Origin of the sequence: Caproiciproducens puteiluti (assembly GCF_052442865.1) — a bacterium.
Lineage (GTDB): Bacteria > Bacillota > Clostridia > Oscillospirales > Acutalibacteraceae > Caproiciproducens.
Genome location: NZ_CP194790.1, coordinates 1,963,990 through 1,984,350 on the forward strand (window position 1 = coordinate 1,963,990; position 20,361 = coordinate 1,984,350).

General features: G+C 49.2%; 21 protein-coding genes. 18 read left to right on the plus strand and 3 right to left on the minus strand.

The genetic code is table 11. The features are described 5' to 3' along the window. The first annotated feature begins 2 nt into the window (after positions 1-2). The 7 genes from ACRQU7_RS09505 (at position 3) to ACRQU7_RS09535 (ending at position 7,312) form a co-directional block, all read left to right on the plus strand. Positions 3-1,031, plus strand: coding sequence for a threonine aldolase family protein (locus ACRQU7_RS09505; protein ID WP_444645474.1), 1,029 nt, complete (start codon positions 3-5; stop codon positions 1,029-1,031). A 366-nt stretch (positions 1,032-1,397) separates the two neighbouring features. Beyond that, positions 1,398-2,588, plus strand: a complete 1,191-nt coding sequence (locus ACRQU7_RS09510; RefSeq protein ID WP_038324076.1) for an acetyl-CoA C-acetyltransferase — start codon at positions 1,398-1,400, stop codon at positions 2,586-2,588. 38 nt (positions 2,589-2,626) lie between these two features. Then, positions 2,627-3,403, plus strand: coding sequence for an enoyl-CoA hydratase-related protein (locus ACRQU7_RS09515; protein WP_444645477.1), 777 nt, complete (start codon positions 2,627-2,629; stop codon positions 3,401-3,403). 36 nt (positions 3,404-3,439) lie between these two features. Beyond that, positions 3,440-4,279, plus strand: a complete 840-nt coding sequence (locus ACRQU7_RS09520) for a 3-hydroxyacyl-CoA dehydrogenase NAD-binding domain-containing protein (RefSeq protein WP_038324083.1) — start codon at positions 3,440-3,442, stop codon at positions 4,277-4,279. A gap of 43 nt (positions 4,280-4,322) precedes the next feature. Then, the gene (locus ACRQU7_RS09525; protein ID WP_038324084.1) at positions 4,323-5,462 is read left to right on the plus strand and encodes an acyl-CoA dehydrogenase; all 1,140 of its coding nucleotides are present in this window, start codon (positions 4,323-4,325) and stop codon (positions 5,460-5,462) included. 29 nt (positions 5,463-5,491) lie between these two features. Beyond that, the gene (locus tag ACRQU7_RS09530) at positions 5,492-6,274 is read left to right on the plus strand and encodes an electron transfer flavoprotein subunit beta/FixA family protein (RefSeq protein WP_444645480.1); all 783 of its coding nucleotides are present in this window, start codon (positions 5,492-5,494) and stop codon (positions 6,272-6,274) included. Positions 6,275-6,292: 18 nt separating this feature from the next. Beyond that, positions 6,293-7,312, plus strand: coding sequence for an electron transfer flavoprotein subunit alpha/FixB family protein (locus ACRQU7_RS09535; RefSeq protein WP_038324086.1), 1,020 nt, complete (start codon positions 6,293-6,295; stop codon positions 7,310-7,312). 141 nt (positions 7,313-7,453) lie between these two features. On the opposite strand, the gene ACRQU7_RS09540 is transcribed toward ACRQU7_RS09535, so the two are convergent. Next, positions 7,454-9,013 carry a CoA-transferase gene (locus ACRQU7_RS09540; RefSeq protein ID WP_038324088.1) on the minus strand — a complete coding sequence of 520 codons (1,560 nt, stop codon included), beginning with the start codon at positions 9,011-9,013 and terminating at the stop codon, positions 7,454-7,456. Between the two features lie 190 nt (positions 9,014-9,203). Between ACRQU7_RS09540 and ACRQU7_RS09545 the strand changes: the two genes are divergently transcribed. Then, entirely contained in the window at positions 9,204-10,217 is a 1,014-nt protein-coding gene (locus ACRQU7_RS09545; protein WP_141825192.1) for a helix-turn-helix transcriptional regulator, read from the plus strand. Here ACRQU7_RS09545 and ACRQU7_RS09550 read toward each other — a convergent pair. After that, complete coding sequence (locus ACRQU7_RS09550) at positions 10,210-10,797, minus strand: manganese efflux pump MntP (RefSeq protein ID WP_038324090.1); 588 nt, start codon at positions 10,795-10,797, stop codon at positions 10,210-10,212. The two genes, ACRQU7_RS09545 and ACRQU7_RS09550, sit on opposite strands and share 8 nt — an antisense overlap. Before the next feature lie 195 nt (positions 10,798-10,992). Here ACRQU7_RS09550 and hisH point away from each other — a divergent pair, with 195 nt between their 5' ends. The 10 genes from hisH to plsY all read left to right on the plus strand — a co-directional run bounded on the left by hisH (position 10,993) and on the right by plsY (position 19,857). Next, positions 10,993-11,604: an imidazole glycerol phosphate synthase subunit HisH gene (gene hisH / locus ACRQU7_RS09555; protein ID WP_444640437.1), complete on the plus strand. Its 612-nt coding sequence runs from the start codon at positions 10,993-10,995 to the stop codon at positions 11,602-11,604. A gap of 23 nt (positions 11,605-11,627) precedes the next feature. Then, a complete protein-coding gene (gene hisF / locus ACRQU7_RS09560) occupies positions 11,628-12,386 on the plus strand; it encodes an imidazole glycerol phosphate synthase subunit HisF (RefSeq protein WP_444640439.1) in 759 nt (252 codons plus the stop codon). Between the two features lie 91 nt (positions 12,387-12,477). Continuing rightward, the gene (locus tag ACRQU7_RS09565) at positions 12,478-13,626 is read left to right on the plus strand and encodes a D-alanyl-D-alanine carboxypeptidase family protein (protein ID WP_038324098.1); all 1,149 of its coding nucleotides are present in this window, start codon (positions 12,478-12,480) and stop codon (positions 13,624-13,626) included. A 106-nt stretch (positions 13,627-13,732) separates the two neighbouring features. Then, positions 13,733-15,073 (plus strand): glucose-6-phosphate isomerase, encoded by a 1,341-nt coding sequence (locus tag ACRQU7_RS09570; RefSeq protein ID WP_444640441.1) that lies wholly within the window; start codon positions 13,733-13,735, stop codon positions 15,071-15,073. A gap of 57 nt (positions 15,074-15,130) precedes the next feature. Further along, on the plus strand, positions 15,131-15,547 hold the full coding sequence (locus ACRQU7_RS09575) for a hypothetical protein (RefSeq protein ID WP_444640443.1): 417 nt from the start codon (positions 15,131-15,133) through the stop codon (positions 15,545-15,547). Between the two features lie 141 nt (positions 15,548-15,688). Then, complete coding sequence (locus tag ACRQU7_RS09580) at positions 15,689-16,183, plus strand: YceD family protein (RefSeq protein WP_444640445.1); 495 nt, start codon at positions 15,689-15,691, stop codon at positions 16,181-16,183. Positions 16,184-16,210: 27 nt separating this feature from the next. Continuing rightward, positions 16,211-16,393: a 50S ribosomal protein L32 gene (gene rpmF, locus ACRQU7_RS09585; RefSeq protein ID WP_038324106.1), complete on the plus strand. Its 183-nt coding sequence runs from the start codon at positions 16,211-16,213 to the stop codon at positions 16,391-16,393. Positions 16,394-16,479: 86 nt separating this feature from the next. Beyond that, positions 16,480-17,784, plus strand: a complete 1,305-nt coding sequence (locus ACRQU7_RS09590) for a DUF512 domain-containing protein (protein WP_444640447.1) — start codon at positions 16,480-16,482, stop codon at positions 17,782-17,784. Between the two features lie 5 nt (positions 17,785-17,789). Beyond that, entirely contained in the window at positions 17,790-19,112 is a 1,323-nt protein-coding gene (gene der, locus ACRQU7_RS09595; protein WP_444640449.1) for a ribosome biogenesis GTPase Der, read from the plus strand. Positions 19,113-19,125: 13 nt separating this feature from the next. Next, positions 19,126-19,857, plus strand: coding sequence for a glycerol-3-phosphate 1-O-acyltransferase PlsY (plsY, locus tag ACRQU7_RS09600; protein ID WP_444640451.1), 732 nt, complete (start codon positions 19,126-19,128; stop codon positions 19,855-19,857). Positions 19,858-19,965: 108 nt separating this feature from the next. Here the strand turns inward: plsY and rpmB are convergent, their stop codons facing one another. After that, positions 19,966-20,154, minus strand: a complete 189-nt coding sequence (rpmB, locus tag ACRQU7_RS09605) for a 50S ribosomal protein L28 (protein WP_081928271.1) — start codon at positions 20,152-20,154, stop codon at positions 19,966-19,968. Positions 20,155-20,361 lie beyond the last annotated feature (207 nt).

Consider the following 20,361-nt stretch of genomic DNA (forward strand, 5'->3'; position numbering starts at 1 on the left):
AAATGTACAGTTTTCGTAATGATTACAGTGAAGGTGCCCACCCGAGAATTTTGGAGGCGCTCGCAAAAGCAAGCCGGGAGCAGAACGCCGTATACGGAAATGACCCCCACAGCCTGCACGCAGCTGAACTGATCCGGCAGCGCATTGGCCGTGACGACGTTGCGGTGCATTTTCTGGAAGGCGGGACTCAGACGAATCTGACAGCGATTTCAGCGTTTTTACGTCCTTATCAGGCCGCCGTGGCTGCCGAAACAGGGCATATCAATGTGCATGAAACCGGGGCCATAGAGGCTACGGGACATAAGGTGTTAACGGTACATACGGAAGACGGAACGCTGACTCCCGAAATGGTTCAGGAGGTACTGGACGGACATACGGATGAGCATATGGTCCGCCCGAAGCTGGTCTATGTATCCGACTCAACCGAAATCGGAACGATTTACACCAAGGCTTCCCTTTCCGCGTTAAGCGAATTCTGCAGAGCCAATCAGCTTTATTTGTATCTGGACGGCGCACGGCTGGCCTCGGCACTCACCTGCGGCGAAAACGACCTGACCCTGCGGGACCTGGCCGATCTTACGGACGCATTTTATATTGGAGGTACCAAAAACGCTGCTTTACTGGGAGAAGCGCTTGTGATCTGCAACCCGGAGCTGAAAGAAGATTTCCGCTATATGCAGAAGCAGAGGGGAGCCGTTGCCGCCAAGGGGATGGTCCTTGGCGTCCAGTTTGAAGAACTGTTCCGGGATCATTTATATTTTGATCTGGCAAAGCACGCAAACGAAATGGCGGCTTTCCTTCGGGAAGGGATTGCCGGGGCGGGATTTCCATTTCTGGCCCCGTCTCCGACCAATCAGATTTTCCCGATTCTTCCGGATACTCTCATTGAAAAGCTCAGGGAAAAGTACGGCTTTGAATTTTGGGCAAAGATCGATGCATCCACTTCAGCGATTCGTCTGGTCACTTCCTGGGCTACGCCAAAGTCGGAAGCGGAAGCTTTTATGAAGGATTTTCTTGGTTTTGTTCGGTGAATCAAAGAATTTTTTTAATTTTTTATGCTGACCCCAGAGCAAAGACCGGTTATGGATTTTTGTAAATATGCAGTGATCTTGACATCATCCTTCATAATCTCAAAAGAAAACCGGCTCATAGAGGCGGTTTTTTTGGCTTTCTTATAGAATTCTACTGGTTTTTTTAAATGCGCTGCTTTTATTTATGTGACAATTTTTGATAATTTTGTAACACTTTTTGAGATATTCATTTTAATTGTATTGCAAATCGAAGGATATTGTGATATATTTAACACATACCCGCGTTCAGTAAAATGTTGTAAATTGAAGAACATGATGCTTCGCAATTGGACGAATTGCAAAAACATGAATGGAGGAAAAATTTTTATGTCAAGAAAAGTTGTTTTAGCAGGCGCGTGCCGTACAGCCATCGGCAAGATGGGCGGCGCACTTTCCAACGTCCCGACCCCAACCCTCGGTACCATTGTTATTAAAGAGGCTTTGAAGCGTGCAAACGTAGCACCGGAGCAGGTTGACGAAGTCATTATGGGCTGTGTGTATCAGGCCGGCCTTGGCCAGAACGTCGCCCGTCAGTCCGCTGTTTATGCAGGCATTCCGGTAACTGTTCCGGCGTTCACTCTTAACAATCTCTGCGGTTCCGCTCTGAAAACCGTCAACGTTGCTGCTGCGCTGATTGAATCCGGCGAAGCTGACATCATCGTGGCCGGCGGTATGGAAAGCATGTCCGGCGCTCCGTACCTTCTGAAAGATGCCCGTTTCGGCTATCGCATGAATAACGGCGAGCTGCTCGATTCCATGATTCACGACGGTCTGGAAGATACCTTCAACCACTACCACATGGGCATCACTGCTGAAAATGTTGCGGAGCAGTACGGAATTACCCGTGAAATGCAGGACGAGTTTTCCGCATTCAGCCAGCAGAAGTGCGAAAAGGCACAGGCGGAAGGCAAATTTGACGAAGAAATCGTTCCCGTTCCGATTAAAGTAAAAAAAGAAACCGTTCTGTTTGCAAAGGACGAAGGCCCTCGTGCAGGCGTTACAGCGGAAGGTATTTCCAAGCTGAAGCCAGCATTTAAGAAAGACGGCACCGTTACCGCCGCAAACGCTTCCGGCATTAACGACGGCGCTGCCGCCATCGTTCTGATGAGCGAAGAAAAAGCAAAAGAACTCGGCGTAAAACCGATGGCAACCTGGGTTGGCGGTGCTTCCGCCGGTGTGGATCCTTCCGTTATGGGTCTCGGCCCGATCTACAGCACCCGCAAGGTTATGGAGAAGACAGGCATGACCGTGGATGATATGGACCTGATTGAAGCAAACGAAGCTTTCGCTGCTCAGACTCTTGCCGTTGCGCACGATCTGAAATTCGACCAGTCCAAGGTCAACGTAAACGGCGGCGCTATCGCGCTGGGCCACCCGGTAGGATGTTCCGGATGCAGAATTCTGGTTACCCTTCTGTATGAAATGCAGCGCAGAAAATCCAAGTACGGCCTTGCCACACTCTGCGTAGGCGGCGGCATGGGCGTTTCCACAATCGTAAAAATGGGCGATGACGAATAATTAATAAACTGCAACTGCAGAAAGAAGGTTATTGAATTATGAGTTACGTAAAATACGAGCAAAAGGATTTTGTCGGGATTATTACCATTGACCGCGAAAAGGCGCTGAATGCCCTGAACAGCGAGGTTCTGACCGATCTTGAGGCTGTGCTGGACAGTGTTTCCATCGATACTACCAGATGCCTGATCATTACCGGCGCCGGACAGAAGTCCTTTGTCGCCGGAGCGGATATCGCCGAAATGAGCAGCAAAACACGGGCGGAAGGGGAAGCCTTCAGTGCAAAGGGCAACGCTGTTTTCAGAAAAATCGAAACTTTCCCGATTCCGGTGATCGCCGCGGTAAACGGGTTTGCTCTTGGCGGAGGCTGCGAGCTTTCTTTAAGCTGCGACATCCGCATCGCTGCTGAAAACGCAGTGTTTGCACAGCCCGAAGCGGGCCTCGGCATTACCGCCGGGTTTGGCGGAACCCAAAGGCTTGCCCGTACCATCGGCATCGGCAAAGCCAAGGAAATGCTCTACACCTGCGGTAAGGTCAAGGCGGAGGAAGCCCTGAGGCTGGGCCTTGTCAACGCGGTTTATCCGGCGGAGCAGCTGATGGAAGAAGCTTTGAAGCTTGCCGGCAGAATCGCGGGCAACGCTCCGATCGCTGTCCGCGCCACCAAAAAAGCGGTCAATGACGGGATCCAGGTCGACATCGATTCCGGAATTGCCATTGAGGCCGCTCAGTTCGGTACCTGCTTTGAAACGGAAGATCAGAAAAACGCCATGGCGGCTTTCTGTGAAAAGCGCAAACCGGATCCTTTCGTAAACAAATAATTTCTATAAATAATCATTAATTTAGGAGGAATTAAAATGAAAGTTGGTATTATCGGCGCCGGAACCATGGGCTCCGGAATTGCCCAGGCGTTTGCTCAGACCGATGGATATACGGTTAAGCTTTGCGATATTAACGAAGAGTTTGCCGCCGGCGGGAAAAAGAAAATCGCCAAAGGATTTGAGAGACTGATTGCCAAAGGAAAGATGGATCAGGCAAAGGCCGACGAAATTCTTGCCAAAATCACAACCGGGACAAGAGAAATTGTTTCCGACTGTGACTTGGTTGTTGAAGCCGCTCTTGAAAGAATGGATCTGAAGAAGGAACTGTTCCAGGCTCTGCAGGGCATCTGCAAGCCCGATGCGATTTTTGCCACCAATACGTCATCTCTTTCCATTACGGAAATTTCCAACGGGCTCGACAGAGCGGTCGTAGGCATGCATTTCTTCAACCCCGCTCCGGTTATGAAGCTGGTCGAAGTAATTGCCGGCATCACGACTCCGGACGAGACGGTCGAAAAAATCAAGGCTATCTCTGTTGAAATCGGTAAAACTCCTGTACAGGTCAAGGAAGCTGCCGGTTTCGTTGTCAACAGAATTCTTGTTCCTATGATTAATGAAGCGGTTGGAATCTATGCCGACGGCACCGCTTCCGCTGAAGATATCGATACGGCAATGAAGCTGGGCGCCAACCATCCGATGGGCCCCCTGGCTCTGGGCGATCTGATCGGTCTGGATGTCGTTCTTGCTGTTATGGAAGTGCTTCAGTCCGAAACGGGCGACAGTAAATACCGTCCTCATCCCTTACTCAGAAAAATGGTCCGCGGCGGATTGCTGGGCAGAAAGACCGGTAAGGGTTTTTACGATTATACAAAATAAAGATGGTTGATTGTTGCAAATTATAGATTTTGGAGGAACGAGTATGGATTTCGTACTTAGCAAGGAGCATGAGATGCTTCGCACGCTGTACAAAGAATTTGCAGAAAATGAAATAAAGCCTCTTGCCCAGGAACTGGATGAAGAAGAGCGCTTTCCTGTAGAAACAGTCGAAAAACTGCACAAGTATGGTTTTTTAGGAATTCCCTTCCCGAAGGAATACGGCGGCCAGGGCTGCGATACGCTTGCATATGTCATGTGCATTGAAGAGATTGCGAAGGTTTGCGGCACGACCAGCGTGGTTGTGTCCGGACATACTTCCCTGGGCGCTTCCCCGATTTTAAAATTCGGTACTCCCGAGCAGATTGAAAAGTATTTTGTTCCGCTCGCAAAGGGTGACAAATTAGGCGCTTTCGCTCTGACAGAGCCGAACGCGGGTACTGATGCATCCATGCAACAGACGAAAGCTGTCCTGGAGGGTGACCACTATGTGCTGAACGGCAGCAAAATCTTTATCACAAATGCCGGCTATGCCGATACTTATATTATCATTGCCATGACGGACAAGAGCAAGGGAACAAAGGGCATCTCCGCGTTCATCGTTGAGAAGGACTTCCCGGGCTTCAGCGTAGGCAAGAAAGAAAAGAAGATGGGTATCCGCGGTTCTTCTACCTGTGAGCTCATTTTTGAAAACTGCATCGTTCCGAAGGAAAACCTGCTCGGCAAAGAGGGCAAGGGCTTTGGAATCGCCATGAACACACTCGACGGCGGCCGTATCGGCATCGCTGCCCAGGCTTTGGGTCTTGCGGAAGGCGCTTATGAGGAAACCGTCAAGTATGTGAAGGAAAGAAAGCAGTTCGGCAAACCGATTGCGAAATTCCAGAACACACAGTTCCAGATCGCGGATATGGCAACAAAGATCAAAGCGGCCCAGTTGCTTGTTTATCGCGCCGCTATGGCAAAGGATGCCCAGAAGGTTTATTCAGAAGAAGCTGCAATGGCAAAGCTGTTTGCGGCTGAAGTTGCAATGGAAGTTACCACAAAAGCAGTTCAGCTTCATGGCGGTTATGGTTACACGAGAGAATATCCAGTTGAGCGCATGATGCGTGATGCCAAAATCACCGAGATTTACGAAGGTACCAGCGAAGTTCAGCGCATGGTTATTTCCTCGAACGAACTTAAATAACTATAAAAGCCCAAAAGGAGTGACAATCTTTGAATATTGTTGTTTGCATAAAACAAGTTCCAAACACCAACGAAGTGAAGCTGGACCCGGTAACCGGAACACTGATCAGAGAAGGCGTGCCCAGCATCATCAATCCCGATGATAAGGCCGGCCTGGAAGCCGCCCTTCGCCTGAAAGACGAGCAGGGCGCGCACGTTACCGTTTTGTCCATGGGCCCGCCGCAGGCCGATGCCGCTCTGCGCGAAGCGCTTGCGATGGGCGCGGACGAAGCGATTCTGGTAACAGACAGGGCTTTCGGCGGCGCCGACACTCTGGCAACTTCCACTACGATCGCCGCAGCGGTCAAAACACTTCCATACGACCTGATTATCACAGGCCGCCAGGCCATCGACGGCGATACCGCTCAGGTTGGCCCCCAGATTGCCGAGCACCTCGGCATTCCGAATGTCAGCTATGCGGAGGAAATCAAAGTTGAGGGCGATTCCATCACCGTAAAACGCCAGTATGAAGACAGATATCACATCCTCAAGTTGAAAACGCCCTGCCTGATTACTGCTTTAAGCGAATTGAATCAGCCGCGCTACATGACTCCGGGCGGAATTTTTGACGCATACAGAAGCAAAGAAGTCAAAACCATTACCCGTGCGGACATTGAAGTGGATGACGCTCAAATCGGATTAAAAGGCTCACCAACCAGAGTTGCACAGACATTTACAAAGAGCTTGAAGGCGGCGGGTCAGCTTGTAAACCTTGACCCACAGGAGTCGGCTGAGTATATGCTCGAGAAACTCAGAGAAAAATTCATTATATAGTTGAAAGTGGTGAGCAGTATGGATATTCAAGAATATAAAGGCGTATTTATTTTCGTACAGCAGGTCGACAACAAAATAGCCGGCGTTTCTTTTGAGCTTCTTGGAAAAGCCAGGGAACTTGCTAAAGACATGGAAACAGAAGTGACCGCTGTTCTGCTTGGTTACAACGTATCCGGCCTTTGCAAAGAGCTGGCCAGACATGGCGCCGATAAGATTATCATGGTCGACAACAAGGCGCTCGAGGTTTATGCCACGGAGCCTTATGCACACAGCATGTATCACGTCATTGAAAAATACAAACCCGCAGTTGTCCTTTACGGTGCAACCGCGATCGGCCGCGACCTGGCTCCGCGCGTATCCGCCAGAGTGAAAACCGGTCTGACAGCCGACTGTACAAAGCTTGAAGTCGCGGACGACGGCTCCAAGAACCTGAGAATGACCCGTCCCGCATTCGGCGGAAACATCATGGCGACGATCCTTTGCCCGGATCACCGTCCGCAAATGGCAACCGTGCGCCCCGGCGTTATGCAGAAGATCAAGCCGATCGAGGGAGCGGAAGTTCCGGTCGAAAAGTATGATCTTGAAATCGGCGGGGACCACCAGAATGTGGAAATCGTTGATATCATCAAGAAGGTATCCAATAAAATGGATATCCAGGACGCAAAAATCCTCGTTTCCGGTGGCCGCGGCATGGGCTGTCCCGAGAATTTTTCCCTGCTCAAGGATTTGGCCGACGCGCTCGGCGGCACCGTCAGCTCCTCCAGAGCATGTGTTGATGCCGGCTGGGTGGAGAAAGACATTCAGGTCGGTCAGACAGGGAAGACGGTCCGCCCGAATCTCTACATTGCCTGCGGTATTTCCGGCGCTATCCAGCACCTTGCCGGTATGGAAGAGTCCGATGTGATTATTGCTGTCAACAAGGACGAAACCGCTCCGATCTTTGAAGTAGCCGATTACGGCATTGTCGGAGATGTTACCAAAATTCTGCCTCTGTTTACAGAAGAGGTCAAAAAGGCAATGGCTGCCCGCAACGCGTGATTTCGCACTGCTAAAATCAGGACTCCGTGTAATTGTGCACGGAGTCCTTTTATGTATAAATTAAGGGAGTTTCCCCGGCCAAGCCGGGGAAACTCCCTTATCATTCTATTCAGGTGGATGGTCATTTGTTTTCCTTCAGGTTTATTCTTTCAGACCCATTTTTTCGTCTATAAAGATACGTGCGTCCATCTGTTTCAGGTCGGGGGATATGATCGGCTTCATGGGCATATGGGCAAACACATCTTTTTCCAGATCAATACCGGGGGCGGTTTCCGTCAGCATAACGCCGTCCTCTGTCAGCTTGAACACGGCGCGTTCCGTAATGTACATAACCGGAAGATGATTCTTGATGGCTGTCTTTACGCTGAATGTAATATGTTCGACGCTCTCACGGAACTTATTGGCACTGCCCTCGTGCAAAATATGGAGTTTGCCGTCCTTTATTTCGGTTTTTAAACCGTTCGCCGTAAAGGTCCCACAGAAAAACACCTGTTTGGAGTTTTGGGAGATATCAATGAATCCGCCGCAGCCGGGCAGCTTCGCACCGAATTTGGATACGTTTACATTGCCTTCCTTATCGGATTCGGCGAAGCCCAGGAACGCCTGGTCGAGTCCGCCGCCCTGATAGAAGTCGAACATGGAGGGCATGGAAATGATGGACTCAGGGTTCAGGCTGACGCCGAAGTCTATGCTGCTTTGCGGATTGCCCCCAAAGATACCGGACTCTACGGTCAAAGAAAATTTATTTGTGATGCCTTCTTCCTGAGCGACGGAAGAGATGTATTCCGGGATACCGATCCCAAGATTGACAATACTGCCGTCTTTCAGCTCCATCGCCGCGCGGCGGGCAATGATTTTCTTGTTGTTCAGAGGTGCCGGGGTAAATTCGGAAAGCCCCATTCTGTGTTCTCCAGAGAAACCGGGATTATACTGTGTGCCATAGTTCTGCATATGATATTTGATATCGCTGACAACGACCACCGCATCCACCAGAACTCCCGGGATTTCCACTTTTTGCGGGTCGAGAGATCCCGCTTCCACGACTTTTTCGACCTGAACGATCACGGTGCCGCCGGAATTTTTGCATGCCTGTGCCACCGCGAGCGTTTCCGTACGAACGCCTTCACGCTCTATGGAAATATTTCCGTTCTCGTCCGCATAGGTGCCGCCCAGAATGGCAAAATCAACGGGATGGGTCTTGTAAAAAAGAAATTCTTTTCCGTCGATTTCCATTAGGCTGACCAAATCCTCCGCTTCCCGTGTAAGGGGATTCAGCTTCCCTCCCAGGCTGCGGGGGTCGACAAAGGTACCGAGGCCCACCTGGGAGATGGTACCCGGTTTATGTGCCGCTGTATCGCGGAACATGTGGGTGGTAACGCCCTGAGGGAAATCATACGCCAGTATTTTGTTCTCAATGACCAGTTTGCCGAGTCTGGGCGCCATCCCCCAGTGGCCGCCGATTCCCCGGCGCACCAGACCCTCGTGGGCCAGATGGTTCAGGCCCTTTGTTTTTCCGTCGCCCTGAGCAGCGCAAAACAGCAGGGTAAGGTTATTCGGTTCGCCGGTTTCCAGAAAACGGTTTTCAATTTCCATTGCGATTTCCTCGGCAACCGAGGCGCCCATAAATCCGTTTGTCGCGAAATTAATATTGTTTGGCACCAGATCGGCCGCTTGCCGCGCAGTCAATATCTTTACACCCATTCTTCAATCCTCCGAAAAAATACTTTGTTAATATTATATCATTTCCGTGTAAAATTACAAGTTCCTTTGTACCAAAATATGTCTTTTAGTGGCCAATACGGTCAAAAGATACGATCTTTTGACAGATTGGTAAAGAATGATACCAAATTCTGCCATATTATGGTAAAATAATTTAAGAGAAGGAAAGCAGGTGAAACGTTTGACAGACCATGGCAACGCGAAAATGAAACTTCTATTATTATTAAAGCTGCTGAGAAAATATTCCGATGACGAGCATCCGGTTTCCGCGGTGGAGCTTTGCCGTCTGTTGGAGCAGGAGGGGATCGGGACAGAGCGAAAATCCGTCTACCGCGATCTTGATGTCCTGACGAAATTCGGGGTGGATATTGTCTATACCCGTTCCCCTCGGCAGGGCTTCTTTATAGCAAAACGCGATTTTGAACTGGCTGAAGTCCGTCTGCTAATGGACGCCGTGCTTACGGCGCCCTTTATCACCAATAAAAAAACAGCCGAATTGACGGACAAGCTTTGTGAGCTTCTCAGCTGTCATCAGGCTGAAACGGTTTTGAAACAAATTTATGTGGATCAACGCATAAAATTTGATAATGAAGAAATCTATTATAATATCGATACCATCAACCGGGCGGTTGCCCAGCATAAAAAAGTATCGTTTTCCTATCACCATCGCGTGATTGCGGGCGGGAAAGCGCAGCTGGATGAAGGCCGGGAATTTACCATCAGCCCCTACGCGCTTCTGTGGGCGAACGATAAATATTACCTGGCGGGGAATTATGAAAAATACGATACGATCAGCAATTACCGGCTGGACCGGATGAAACGGATCGCCTTGACCGCTTTGGAGGCGCGTCCGTTCAGCGAGGTCTGCTCCTATCGGGATTATTTCGATACCGCGGACTATCTTCGCAGAACATTCAATATGTACAACGGGGAACAGGAGCGCATTGTGCTGCGGTGCTCCAACAGCCTGCTCGAGACGATCGTCGATAAATTCGGCGGGGACATCGAGTTTTCCTGTCACGACAGCAACGCCTTCACCGTGAGGGCCTCCGTGTATGTCAGCGACGGCCTGATTGAGTGGCTGCTGCAGTACGGGGACCGGGTGATCGTTCTGTCGCCGCAGACGCTGAAAGACGAGATGCTCAAGCGGATCGAAGCAATGCGAGCCGCGTATCAAATCACGTAAAAAACATGTGTTCCACGAAAATCTTGACGCCAATGCCCGTCAGGACGGTCCCGCCAAACAGTTCCGCTTTTGAAGAAAGCAGCTTCCCAAAATTTTTTCCGATATAAACGCCGATCAGGCAGAGGAAAAAGGTGACGGTTCCGATGATTCCCACGGAAGAAACCATCAGGGCTGCCGTTTTTGCGCCCACTGCGGACGGAAGAAGAATTCCGGTAGCCAGAGCGTCAATGCTGGTCGCAACGGAAAGAGTAACAAGGGTTTTGAAACCGATGTCGTTTTGTCTTTGACCGGTGCTTTTATCTTCCGGTTCTTTAGAGGATTCCATCATCATTTTGATTCCCAGGTAAGAAAGAAGAACCAAAGCGATCCAGTGATCCACCGCATTGATAAAACCTTCTCCCGCTTTTCCAATGAGCCAGCCGAGCATGGGCATAAATGCCTGAAAAAGTCCGAAGCTGAATGCAAGCTTTAAGGAGAATCTCGGTGTGACTTTTCGGATCGTGGCCCCGTTTGTAATGCTGACTGCAAACGCGTCCATGGCAAGACCCAAAGCAATGCCGACCAATGAAATGTAATCCATGGTTTTTCCTCCGAATCAAAAAAGACATGAATATTATCATACCTTTTTATTGAAGCGATGTCAATCATAACGATGGACAAGCTTTTGCTTTAATATAGTAATAAATTAATATGTTAAATCAATTGAGTTTTTGTTTTATTCATGATAAAATTTAGGTACAATCGGATGCAAGTTTAATGAGAAGGATAATGAATTATGATTGCTGTGATCGATTACGGTGCCGGAAACCTGCAAAGCGTTGTAAAGGCATTTCATTTTATCGGCTGTGACATCCTCGTTACGGCGGACAAGGAGGAACTGAAACACGCTTCCGCTGCGGTACTGCCCGGTGTGGGCGCGTTTGGCGACGCGATGAGCTGCCTGAAAAAAGCCGATTTCGTGACCCCGGTGCTGGATTTTATAGAGAGCGGCAAGCCCTTTCTGGGAATTTGCCTCGGTTTGCAGCTTCTCTTTGAAGGAAGCGAGGAAACTCCGGGAATCAGCGGGCTTGGCGTATTAAAAGGAAAAATTCAAAAGATTCCCGCGGAGACGGGACTGAAAATCCCGCATATCGGGTGGAATTCTCTTTCTGTGAAAAAAAGCAACGGACTTTTTCAAAATATGGAGCCCAATCCCTATGTCTATTTTGTCCATTCCTACTATCTGAAAGCGGAGGACCCGGAGGTCGTCTCTTCGACCACCGACTACGGGGTCGCCATCGACGCCTCCGTCCAGCGCGGCAATCTGTTTGCGACCCAGTTCCATCCGGAAAAAAGCGGGAAAACAGGCTTGCAGATGCTGAAAAATTTCGTATCGTTTGTTTCTTGATTTTTTGCGCGGAGGTTATGATTATGTATGCAAAACGGATTATTCCCTGCCTGGATGTAAACGGCGGCAGAGTCGTAAAAGGAACTTCCTTTGTCAATCTGCGCGATGCGGGAGACCCGGTGCAGGCTGCCATTGAATATGACAAACAGGGTGCGGACGAGCTTGTGCTGCTGGATATTACTGCGTCGTCCGATGAACGCGGCATTATGCTGAACATCGTCAGCAAGGTGGCCGAACAGATTTTTATTCCGTTCACAGTCGGCGGCGGAATCAGAACGGTGGATGACTTTACAGCCCTGCTGCGGGCGGGTGCGGACAAGGTTTCCGTCAACTCCGCCGCGTTGAACCGCCCCGCCGTGATCAGCGAGGCCGCGGAAAAGTTCGGCAGCCAATGCGTTGTGTGCGCGATTGATGCGAAACGCAGGGGAGAGGGCGGCTGGACGGTCTATCAAAACGGAGGCCGCATCGATACGGGAAAAAACGCCGTGGAATGGGCGGTGGAAGCGGCCCGGCTGGGAGCGGGTGAAATCCTTCTGACCAGCATGGACTGTGACGGCGTGAAGAACGGGTATGATCTGGAACTGACCGCGGCGATCTCGCAAAGCGTCAATATTCCGGTGATTGCTTCCGGCGGGGCGGGAAAGCTTGAGCATTTTTACGATGCGTTTACCGCGGGAAAAGCGGACGCGGTTCTGGCGGCTTCGCTCTTCCATTTCGGGGAAATCACGATTCCGGAACTGAAAACATATCTCGCGCAAAGAGGAATCCCTGTCAGACAGTAAAAATGAGGCCGAATTTGATTCGGCCTCATTTTTTATGGATAGAACCTCTTTTTTTGGCATAAGAATTACTAATAAATTGGAGGTGCTGGAGATGAAGTTAAAAAAATTGTCGGCATGCTTCCTCGTGGTTCTGATGCTTATTTCAGTTTTGCCGGTGAAAGCGGCTGCACTGTCCGACACGGAGGTGAAAGCCCCGTCAGCCGTACTGATGGAGTCGCAGACCGGAAAAATACTTTACGAGAAGAATTCACATGAAAAGCGCCCTTGCGCGTCCATTACGAAGGTCATGACGCTGCTTCTCGTCATGGAAGCGCTTGATTCCGGTAAAATCAAGCTTACCGATATGGTGTCCACAAGCGAACACGCGGCGTCCATGGGCGGCTCCGACATCTGGCTGAAGCCGGGGGAGACGATGTCGGTGGACGACATGCTGAAAGCTACGGTAGTCGCCAGTGCGAATGACGCGGCCGTAGCGCTGGCGGAGTATGTTTCCGGCAGCGAGGATGAATTTTTGCAGCAGATGAATCAGAAAGCAAAGACCCTCGGCATGAAGGACACCGTTTTCAAGAACTGCAACGGCCTTGACGAAGACGGGCATGTCACCTCCGCGTACGATGTCGCGCTGATGTCCCGTGAGCTGATAAAACATACGAAAATCTTTGACTATACAAAAATCTGGATGGAAAATATCCGTGACGGCAAGACTCAGCTGGTCAACACCAATAAGCTGCTGAAGACCTATAAGGGGATCACCGGGTTGAAAACCGGAACCACCGGAAAGGCGGGCAGCTGTATGACGGCCACCGCCGAACGCGACAATGTGAAGCTGATCTCGGTTATACTGGGCGCGGCGGACACAAAGACGCGGTTTTCTGCTGCGTCCGCTTTGCTGGACTACGGTTTTGCCAACTGGTCTGTGACCACTCCCGCCGTTCCGCAGGAGGCTGCCAAGCCTGTCCCCGTGCTGAACGGGATGAGCGATACGGTTGAGACAACCGCCGAAACGGACGGCAGCATTCTGGTACCGAAAGGAAAGGCCGGAGAAATCAAATACAGCGTTTCTTTTCAGCCGGAAATAACGGCCCCGGTGACGAAGGGTCAGGTCGTGGGAAAAATCACCTGCAAGCTTGGGGACGAGGTTGTGAAGGAGTATAATATCTGTGCAAAAAATTCTGTTTCCGAGATAACGTTTGGCTCCGCCTTCCGGCTTCTGGCAAAATATCTGCTCAAAATGCTTTGAATAGAATTTATGAAATAATTATAAAATATAGTGCTCCTCCTTGCAAATGTAGCCAATATATTGTAATATAATCATATCGAACGTATCATTTAGGAGGAAGCTAAAAATGTCTGTCAGACTGGAATTAAAACATCTTTCAAGTTTCATCGGACAAAATGAATACACGGCGATTGCCCCGCAGATCCGTCAGGCCCATGAGGCTCTGCACTCAGGAAATTGTGTGGGCAATGATTTTATCGGATGGGTAAACCTTCCTACCGATTATGATAAAGAGGAATTTTCCCGGATTAAAGCGGCGGCGGAAAAAATCAAGTCGGATACCGATGTTTTTATTGTGATCGGCATCGGCGGTTCTTATCTTGGTGCACGCGCGGCTATCGAATTTTTAAATTCCCCGAATTATAACCTGGTCAGGAAAAATACCCCGGATATTTATTTTACCGGCAACAGCATCAGTTCTTCCGCGCTGAGCGAGCTTCTGGAGCTCTGCGAGGGCAGGAACGTTTCCATCAACATGATTTCCAAATCCGGCACTACGACCGAGCCGGCAATCGCTTTCCGGGTGCTCCGCAAGCTTCTGGAAAAGAAATACGGCAAGGAAGAAGCACGCAAGAGGATTTACTGCACCACCGACAAGGCGCGCGGCACATTGAAGCAGCTTGCGACGGAGGAAGGCTATGAAACCTTTGTGATTCCGGATGACGTCGGCGGCAGATATTCCGTGCTGACGGCAGTCGGCCTTCTGCCCATCGCGGTCAGCGGAGCCGATATCGACGCGCTGATGGCCGGAGCGGCAAAGGCACAGCAGGAACTGAACAATCCGGATGTGGATTCCAATGCGTGCTATCAGTACGTAGCCGCCCGCAACCTTTTATACCGCAAGGGAAAAGAAATTGAAGTCCTTGTCAGCTATGAGCCGTGTTACTCCATGATGTGCGAATGGTGGAAGCAGCTGTTCGGCGAGAGCGAAGGCAAGGATCATAAGGGCCTTTTCCCGGCTTCGGTTATTTTCTCGACCGATTTGCATTCCATGGGTCAATACATTCAGGACGGCAGACGTTCCCTATTTGAGACGGTTGTTTTATTCGATAAAGCGAAAAAAGATTTGTTTATAGAAACAGACCCTGAAAATGTTGACGGCTTGAACTTTCTGCAGGGAAAGAGTATGGCCTATATCAATGAAAAAGCATTTGAGGGAACTGTTCTGGCACACGCTGACGGAGGTGTCCCCAGCGTTGTACTCCGCGCACCCGATTTTTCTGAAGAGAGTCTCGGCTACATGGTTTATTTCTTTGAAAAGGCCTGTGCGATTTCCGGAAGCCTGCTCGGTGTAAACCCCTTCAACCAGCCCGGGGTCGAAAGCTACAAGAAAAACATGTTTGCTCTTCTTGGCAAGCCGGGTTATGAATCGGAAAAGAGTGCTTTGGAGGCGAGATTAAAGAACTAGCAAAAGCAGGAGTTTTCTCCGCTTTTGCGGAAATAATATAATATAGGAGGAGTTTTCATGATAACTCTTATCGTTGGCAAAAAAGGTTCAGGAAAAACAAAAAAGCTGATCGAAAGTGCAAACGACGCAGCGAAAAAGTCAAACGGCAATGTTGTAGTCATTGAAAAAGGTCTGAAATTGACCTACGATTTATCCCATCAGGTAAGGCTGATCGACAGCGATGCATATGGAATTCAGGGTGCGGACGCACTCGTTGGTTTTATCAGCGGTATTTGTGCAGGCAACTATGACTTGACGGATATTTTTGTTGATTCCACCTTAAAGATAATTGGGCATGATATGAAAGCCCTCGTACAGTTTACTGAAAAAATGAATGCCCTTTCCACGCAGGCAGATACCAACATTTCACTTCTTGTTTCCGCGAGCAAAGAGGAGCTGCCGGAGGAAATCCGCTCCTTCTCCGTTGAGAGCTAAGGGCAAACCTTTCTTTCATAATGCTGCCGCAGGCGTTTCGTCTTCGGCAGCATCTTTATGAATATGAATATATTGTAATTTTCTATTGACAAAACATAGATAAATCTATATAATAAGCTAATGTAGCGCTGAGGTGTAATTATGCTTCTTGATTTGAAAAAGGTGTTTTCCGACAGGGAGGAAAGCTGTTCCTTTGACTACCTGCTGGATTTGTCATCTACTGATATCAATGGCTATCATCCTTTTGTTTCGCCTGTGAAGGTTCGGGGTACCGTGAAAGGTCAGGACGGCTTTGCGCAGCTTAACGCCGAGGTTTCGTTTGAGTTTTCCATTCCGTGCGACCGATGCACGAAGCAGATCGACAAATGCTATCATTATACCTTTTGGCATACCTTGGTGTTGTCTTTGGAAAATGAGGACGATGTCAGCTATGTGGAGGTTCCCGATTACCAGTTGGATTTGGACGAGCTGATCCGGGCGGATATTTTGCTTGAGCTGCCGTCCAAGTATTTATGCAGCGATGATTGCAAAGGCCTGTGTCCTTCCTGCGGGAAAAATTTGAATGATGGAACATGCAATTGTGATTTTCATCAGATTGATCCTCGTTTGGAGGCTCTTAAAAAACTAATAGATTAGTCTGAGTTTTATAAGGAGGTGCTGAAGATGGCGGTACCAAAGAGAAAAGTGTCGAGTGCAAGACAGAATAAAAGACGTTCAAATGTTTGGAAGATGAGTGCTCCTGCTCTGGTGAAATGCCCTAAATGTGGCGAGTTTAAAACTCCGCACAGAGTTTGTGGCAGTTGTGGTTACTACAACGGCAGGGAAGTAATCAAAAAAGAAGCATAAGCTTTGTTTGATTTTCCAAAAATGTAGAGAAGGAGCAATCCTTCTCTTATTTTTTTATGAAATCTTTGTGCAGCAGAGGAGTTATTATGTCAGTTAAGATTCTATCGGTCGATCAGGACAGCCCTGCCGAAAAAAAGAAGATATTGCCGGGGGAAACGCTTGTTTCCATCAACGGCAATGAGATTAACGACGTTCTGGACTACCGATTTTACGAGACGAGCAAGAACCTGTCCCTCCTGCTGACGGACAGAGACCGGAATCGCCGTACGATTTCCATCCGAAAAGGGGAATACGAGTCGATCGGGCTGGAATTCGAGACTTATTTGATGGACGAACAGCATTCCTGCCGCAACAAATGCATTTTCTGCTTTATTGACCAGCTGCCGAAGGGAATGCGCAGCACCCTTTACTTCAAAGACGATGATTCCCGTCTCTCTTTTTTGTTCGGCAATTACATTACTCTGACCAATATGAGCGACCATGATGTCGACAGAATCATAAAAATGCACATCAGCCCCGTGAACATATCGGTTCATACCACCAATCCCGAGCTTCGGGTAAAAATGATGGGGAACCGCTTTGCCGGGAAATCGCTTCAAATTTTGTACCGGCTCGCACAGGCGGGCATTAAAATGAATACGCAGCTCGTTGTCTGTAAGGGAATCAACGACGGAGAAGAGTTAAAACGCAGCTTAACCGATTTGGGAAACCTTTATCCCGCGGTGCAGAGCATTGCCGCCGTACCGGTCGGGCTGACCCGGTTCAGGGAAGGACTGTTCCCGCTTGAGTCGTTCGACAGGGATTCTGCGGAAGCGGCCGTCCGGATTCTGGAGGAATTCGGGGACCGCTTTACAGCCGAGTTCGGGGAAAGAATCTGCTATGCCGCGGACGAATTTTACCTGAAGGCGGGGCGTCCCATTCCGCCGGCCGAATTCTACGGCGATTTCGATCAGCTGGAAAACGGGGTGGGCCTGATGGCGAATCTGAAACAGGAATTTGAAAGCGCTCTGGAAGATTTTCAGGCTCCTTCCAAGCCCCGCCGCGTTACGCTGGTAACGGGGACAAGCGTTTATAATTTTCTGAACTCTTTACTTGACGAATTAAGAATAAAATGCAATAATTTAGCATGTAATCTAATTCCTATCATGAATCATTATTTTGGGGAAACCATAAATGTTACGGGGCTGGTAACCGGTACCGATATCATACAGCAGTTAAAGGGAAAAGATTTAGGCGACGAGCTGATTGTGCCCGCCGTTATGCTTCGCCGCGAGGGGGATGTTTTTCTGGACGATATTTCCCTTGACGATCTGAGCAAAGCCTTGAATATAAAAGTTACCGTATCTCCCAATGACGGATATGAGCTTTTGAATACAGTATTAGGGAGTTGATGTGATTGGCTAAACCTATAGTTGCAATTGTAGGCAGACCAAATGTCGGAAAATCGACACTTTTTAATAAATTGATCGGTGAACGGCTTTCCATTGTAGACAATACCCCTGGGGTTACCAGGGACAGAATTTATGGAGAATGCGAGTGGGGGAACCGAACGTTTTCCATTGTTGATACGGGCGGGATTGAACCCGATTCCAGCGACGTAATTTTAACCCAGATGAGGATGCAGGCCCAGCTTGCGATCGACGCGGCTGATGTGATCGTGCTTGTTACGGATATCCGTACAGGCGTTGTGGCCACGGACTCCGACATAGCGGCCATGCTGCTGAAAAGCGGAAGACCCGTAATCCTCTGCGTCAATAAGTGCGATACGATCGGGGAGCCTCCGGCGGAATTTTACGAGTTTTACAATCTGGGGCTCGGCGACCCGGTGGCGGTTTCTTCCGTTCACGGCCACGGCACTGGCGATTTGCTCGACAGGATTGTGGAGCATCTTCCCGATGAGGAAGAAGACGAGACCGACAGTGAAATCATTAAGGTTGCCATTATCGGCAAGCCGAACGTGGGAAAATCCTCTCTTGTGAACAAGATTTCCGGCGAGGAAAGGTGCATTGTTTCCGATATTGCCGGCACAACGCGGGACGCGATCGATACGACCATTGAAAATCAGCATGGACGTTTCACGCTGATCGATACCGCCGGGCTCCGCAGAAAAAGCAAAGTGGACGATTCCATTGAAAAATACAGTGTCATCCGTGCGCAGATGGCGATAGAACGGGCCGACGTCTGTGTGATTATGATAGACGCCTCGGTCGGGTTTACCGATCAGGATTCCAAGGTGGCCGGTCTGGCGCACGAAGCGGGGAAGGGCTGCGTCATTGTCGTCAACAAATGGGATATCATAGAAAAAGACGACCGTACCATGATAGAATACCGCAAAAAGCTGGAAGACGACTTTTCTTTCATGTCCTATGCCCCTATGATCTTTATTTCAGCAAAAACAGGCCAGAGGCTCGACCGTCTCTTTGACCTGATCAAGCATGCCGCAAACTCCAACTCCATGCGGATTGCCACAGGCATGCTCAACGATGTCCTGGCGCAGGCTGTGGCCAGAGTCCAGCCGCCGACGGACAAGGGAAGGAGGTTGAAAATCTATTACATGACACAGGCGACGGTCAAACCGCCTACCTTTGTATGCTTTGTAAATTCCGCACAGCTGTTCCACTTTTCATACCAAAGGTACCTTGAAAACCGAATCCGAGAGACTTTTGGACTGGAAGGCACCCCCATTCGGCTTATTGTGCGTGAGCGAGGAGATAAGTAAGGAGGAGTTACTGATGTTCAGTTATTTTAGGGATTTTGCACTGCCATCGGTTTTAGTAGCGCTTGTTTCATATTTTTTAGGAAGTATCAGTTCTTCTATCATTTTTACAAAAGCATTCGATAATAATGTGGATATCCGCACGCTGGGCAGCGGAAACGCGGGAGCTACCAATGTTCTGCGTTCCGTTGGCGTCAAAGCTGCGATTTTTACCTTTATTTTTGATTTCGCCAAAGGCGCGGTCTCCGTTATGATTGGCAGGGCGGTTTTTCAGTATGTTTGCAGCCAGGCTGCGGCGCCCCTGATGATAAATCCGCACGTTGTGGCGCAGTACGGTGCCTATATTGCGGGTGTGGCCTGCGTTTTCGGACATATTTATCCGGTCTATTTCGGTTTCAAGGGCGGAAAGGGCGTACTGACCAGCGCCGCGATGATCGCATTGATCGACTGGCGTGTGTTCCTAATCGTGATCGGTGTGTTTCTGGTTTTGTTCCTGACCACCCGGATTGTCTCTCTGTCCTCCATCTGCGCGGCGGCGACTTTCCCGGTTGCCACATTCATCATTACTTTTTTTATCGATTTCAGAGGAAATCAGGCGGCCGCCGGGCCGGTTCCGATTTCTTATGTATGGATCACGACCGCCGTTTCATTTTGTATGGGCTTTGTTCTGATTTATAAGCACAGAACCAATATTGAAAGAATCAAGAACGGGACCGAAAAGAAAATCACGATTAACCACAAAACATAAAAATCGCAGTGCCGCTATGGATTCCGGTCATAGCGGCACTGCTTTTATCCGTTTTTATGCAGAAAAAAGGAGCCCTTTAAGGCTCCTCTAAACATAATGTTTTTTTGATCAGACGGCCCGGGTTACCTTGCCGGAACGCAAGCAACGGGTGCAGGCGTAAATACGCTTAGGAGTACCGTTCACAACTGCTTTAACACGTTTAATATTGGGCTTCCAAGTTCTGTTCGCACGTCTGTGTGAGTGGGAGACCCTAATACCGAAAGCCATATCCTTGCCACAAACATCACATTTTGCCATGTGTCTGCACCTCCTTTAAAAGGACTGTTTATAGAATCGCAACAGTAGTATTCTATCAGATAATAAATGTAAATGCAAGCCTTTTCCGGCCTTTTTTGATGATATTATCCCAGAAAAATGAATTTCAGCGATAAATCTTCCGGTTTTTATCGCCTTGCTTGTTTTTTAGGCCGAAAGGTATTATAATAATATCCCATAAAGGAGACT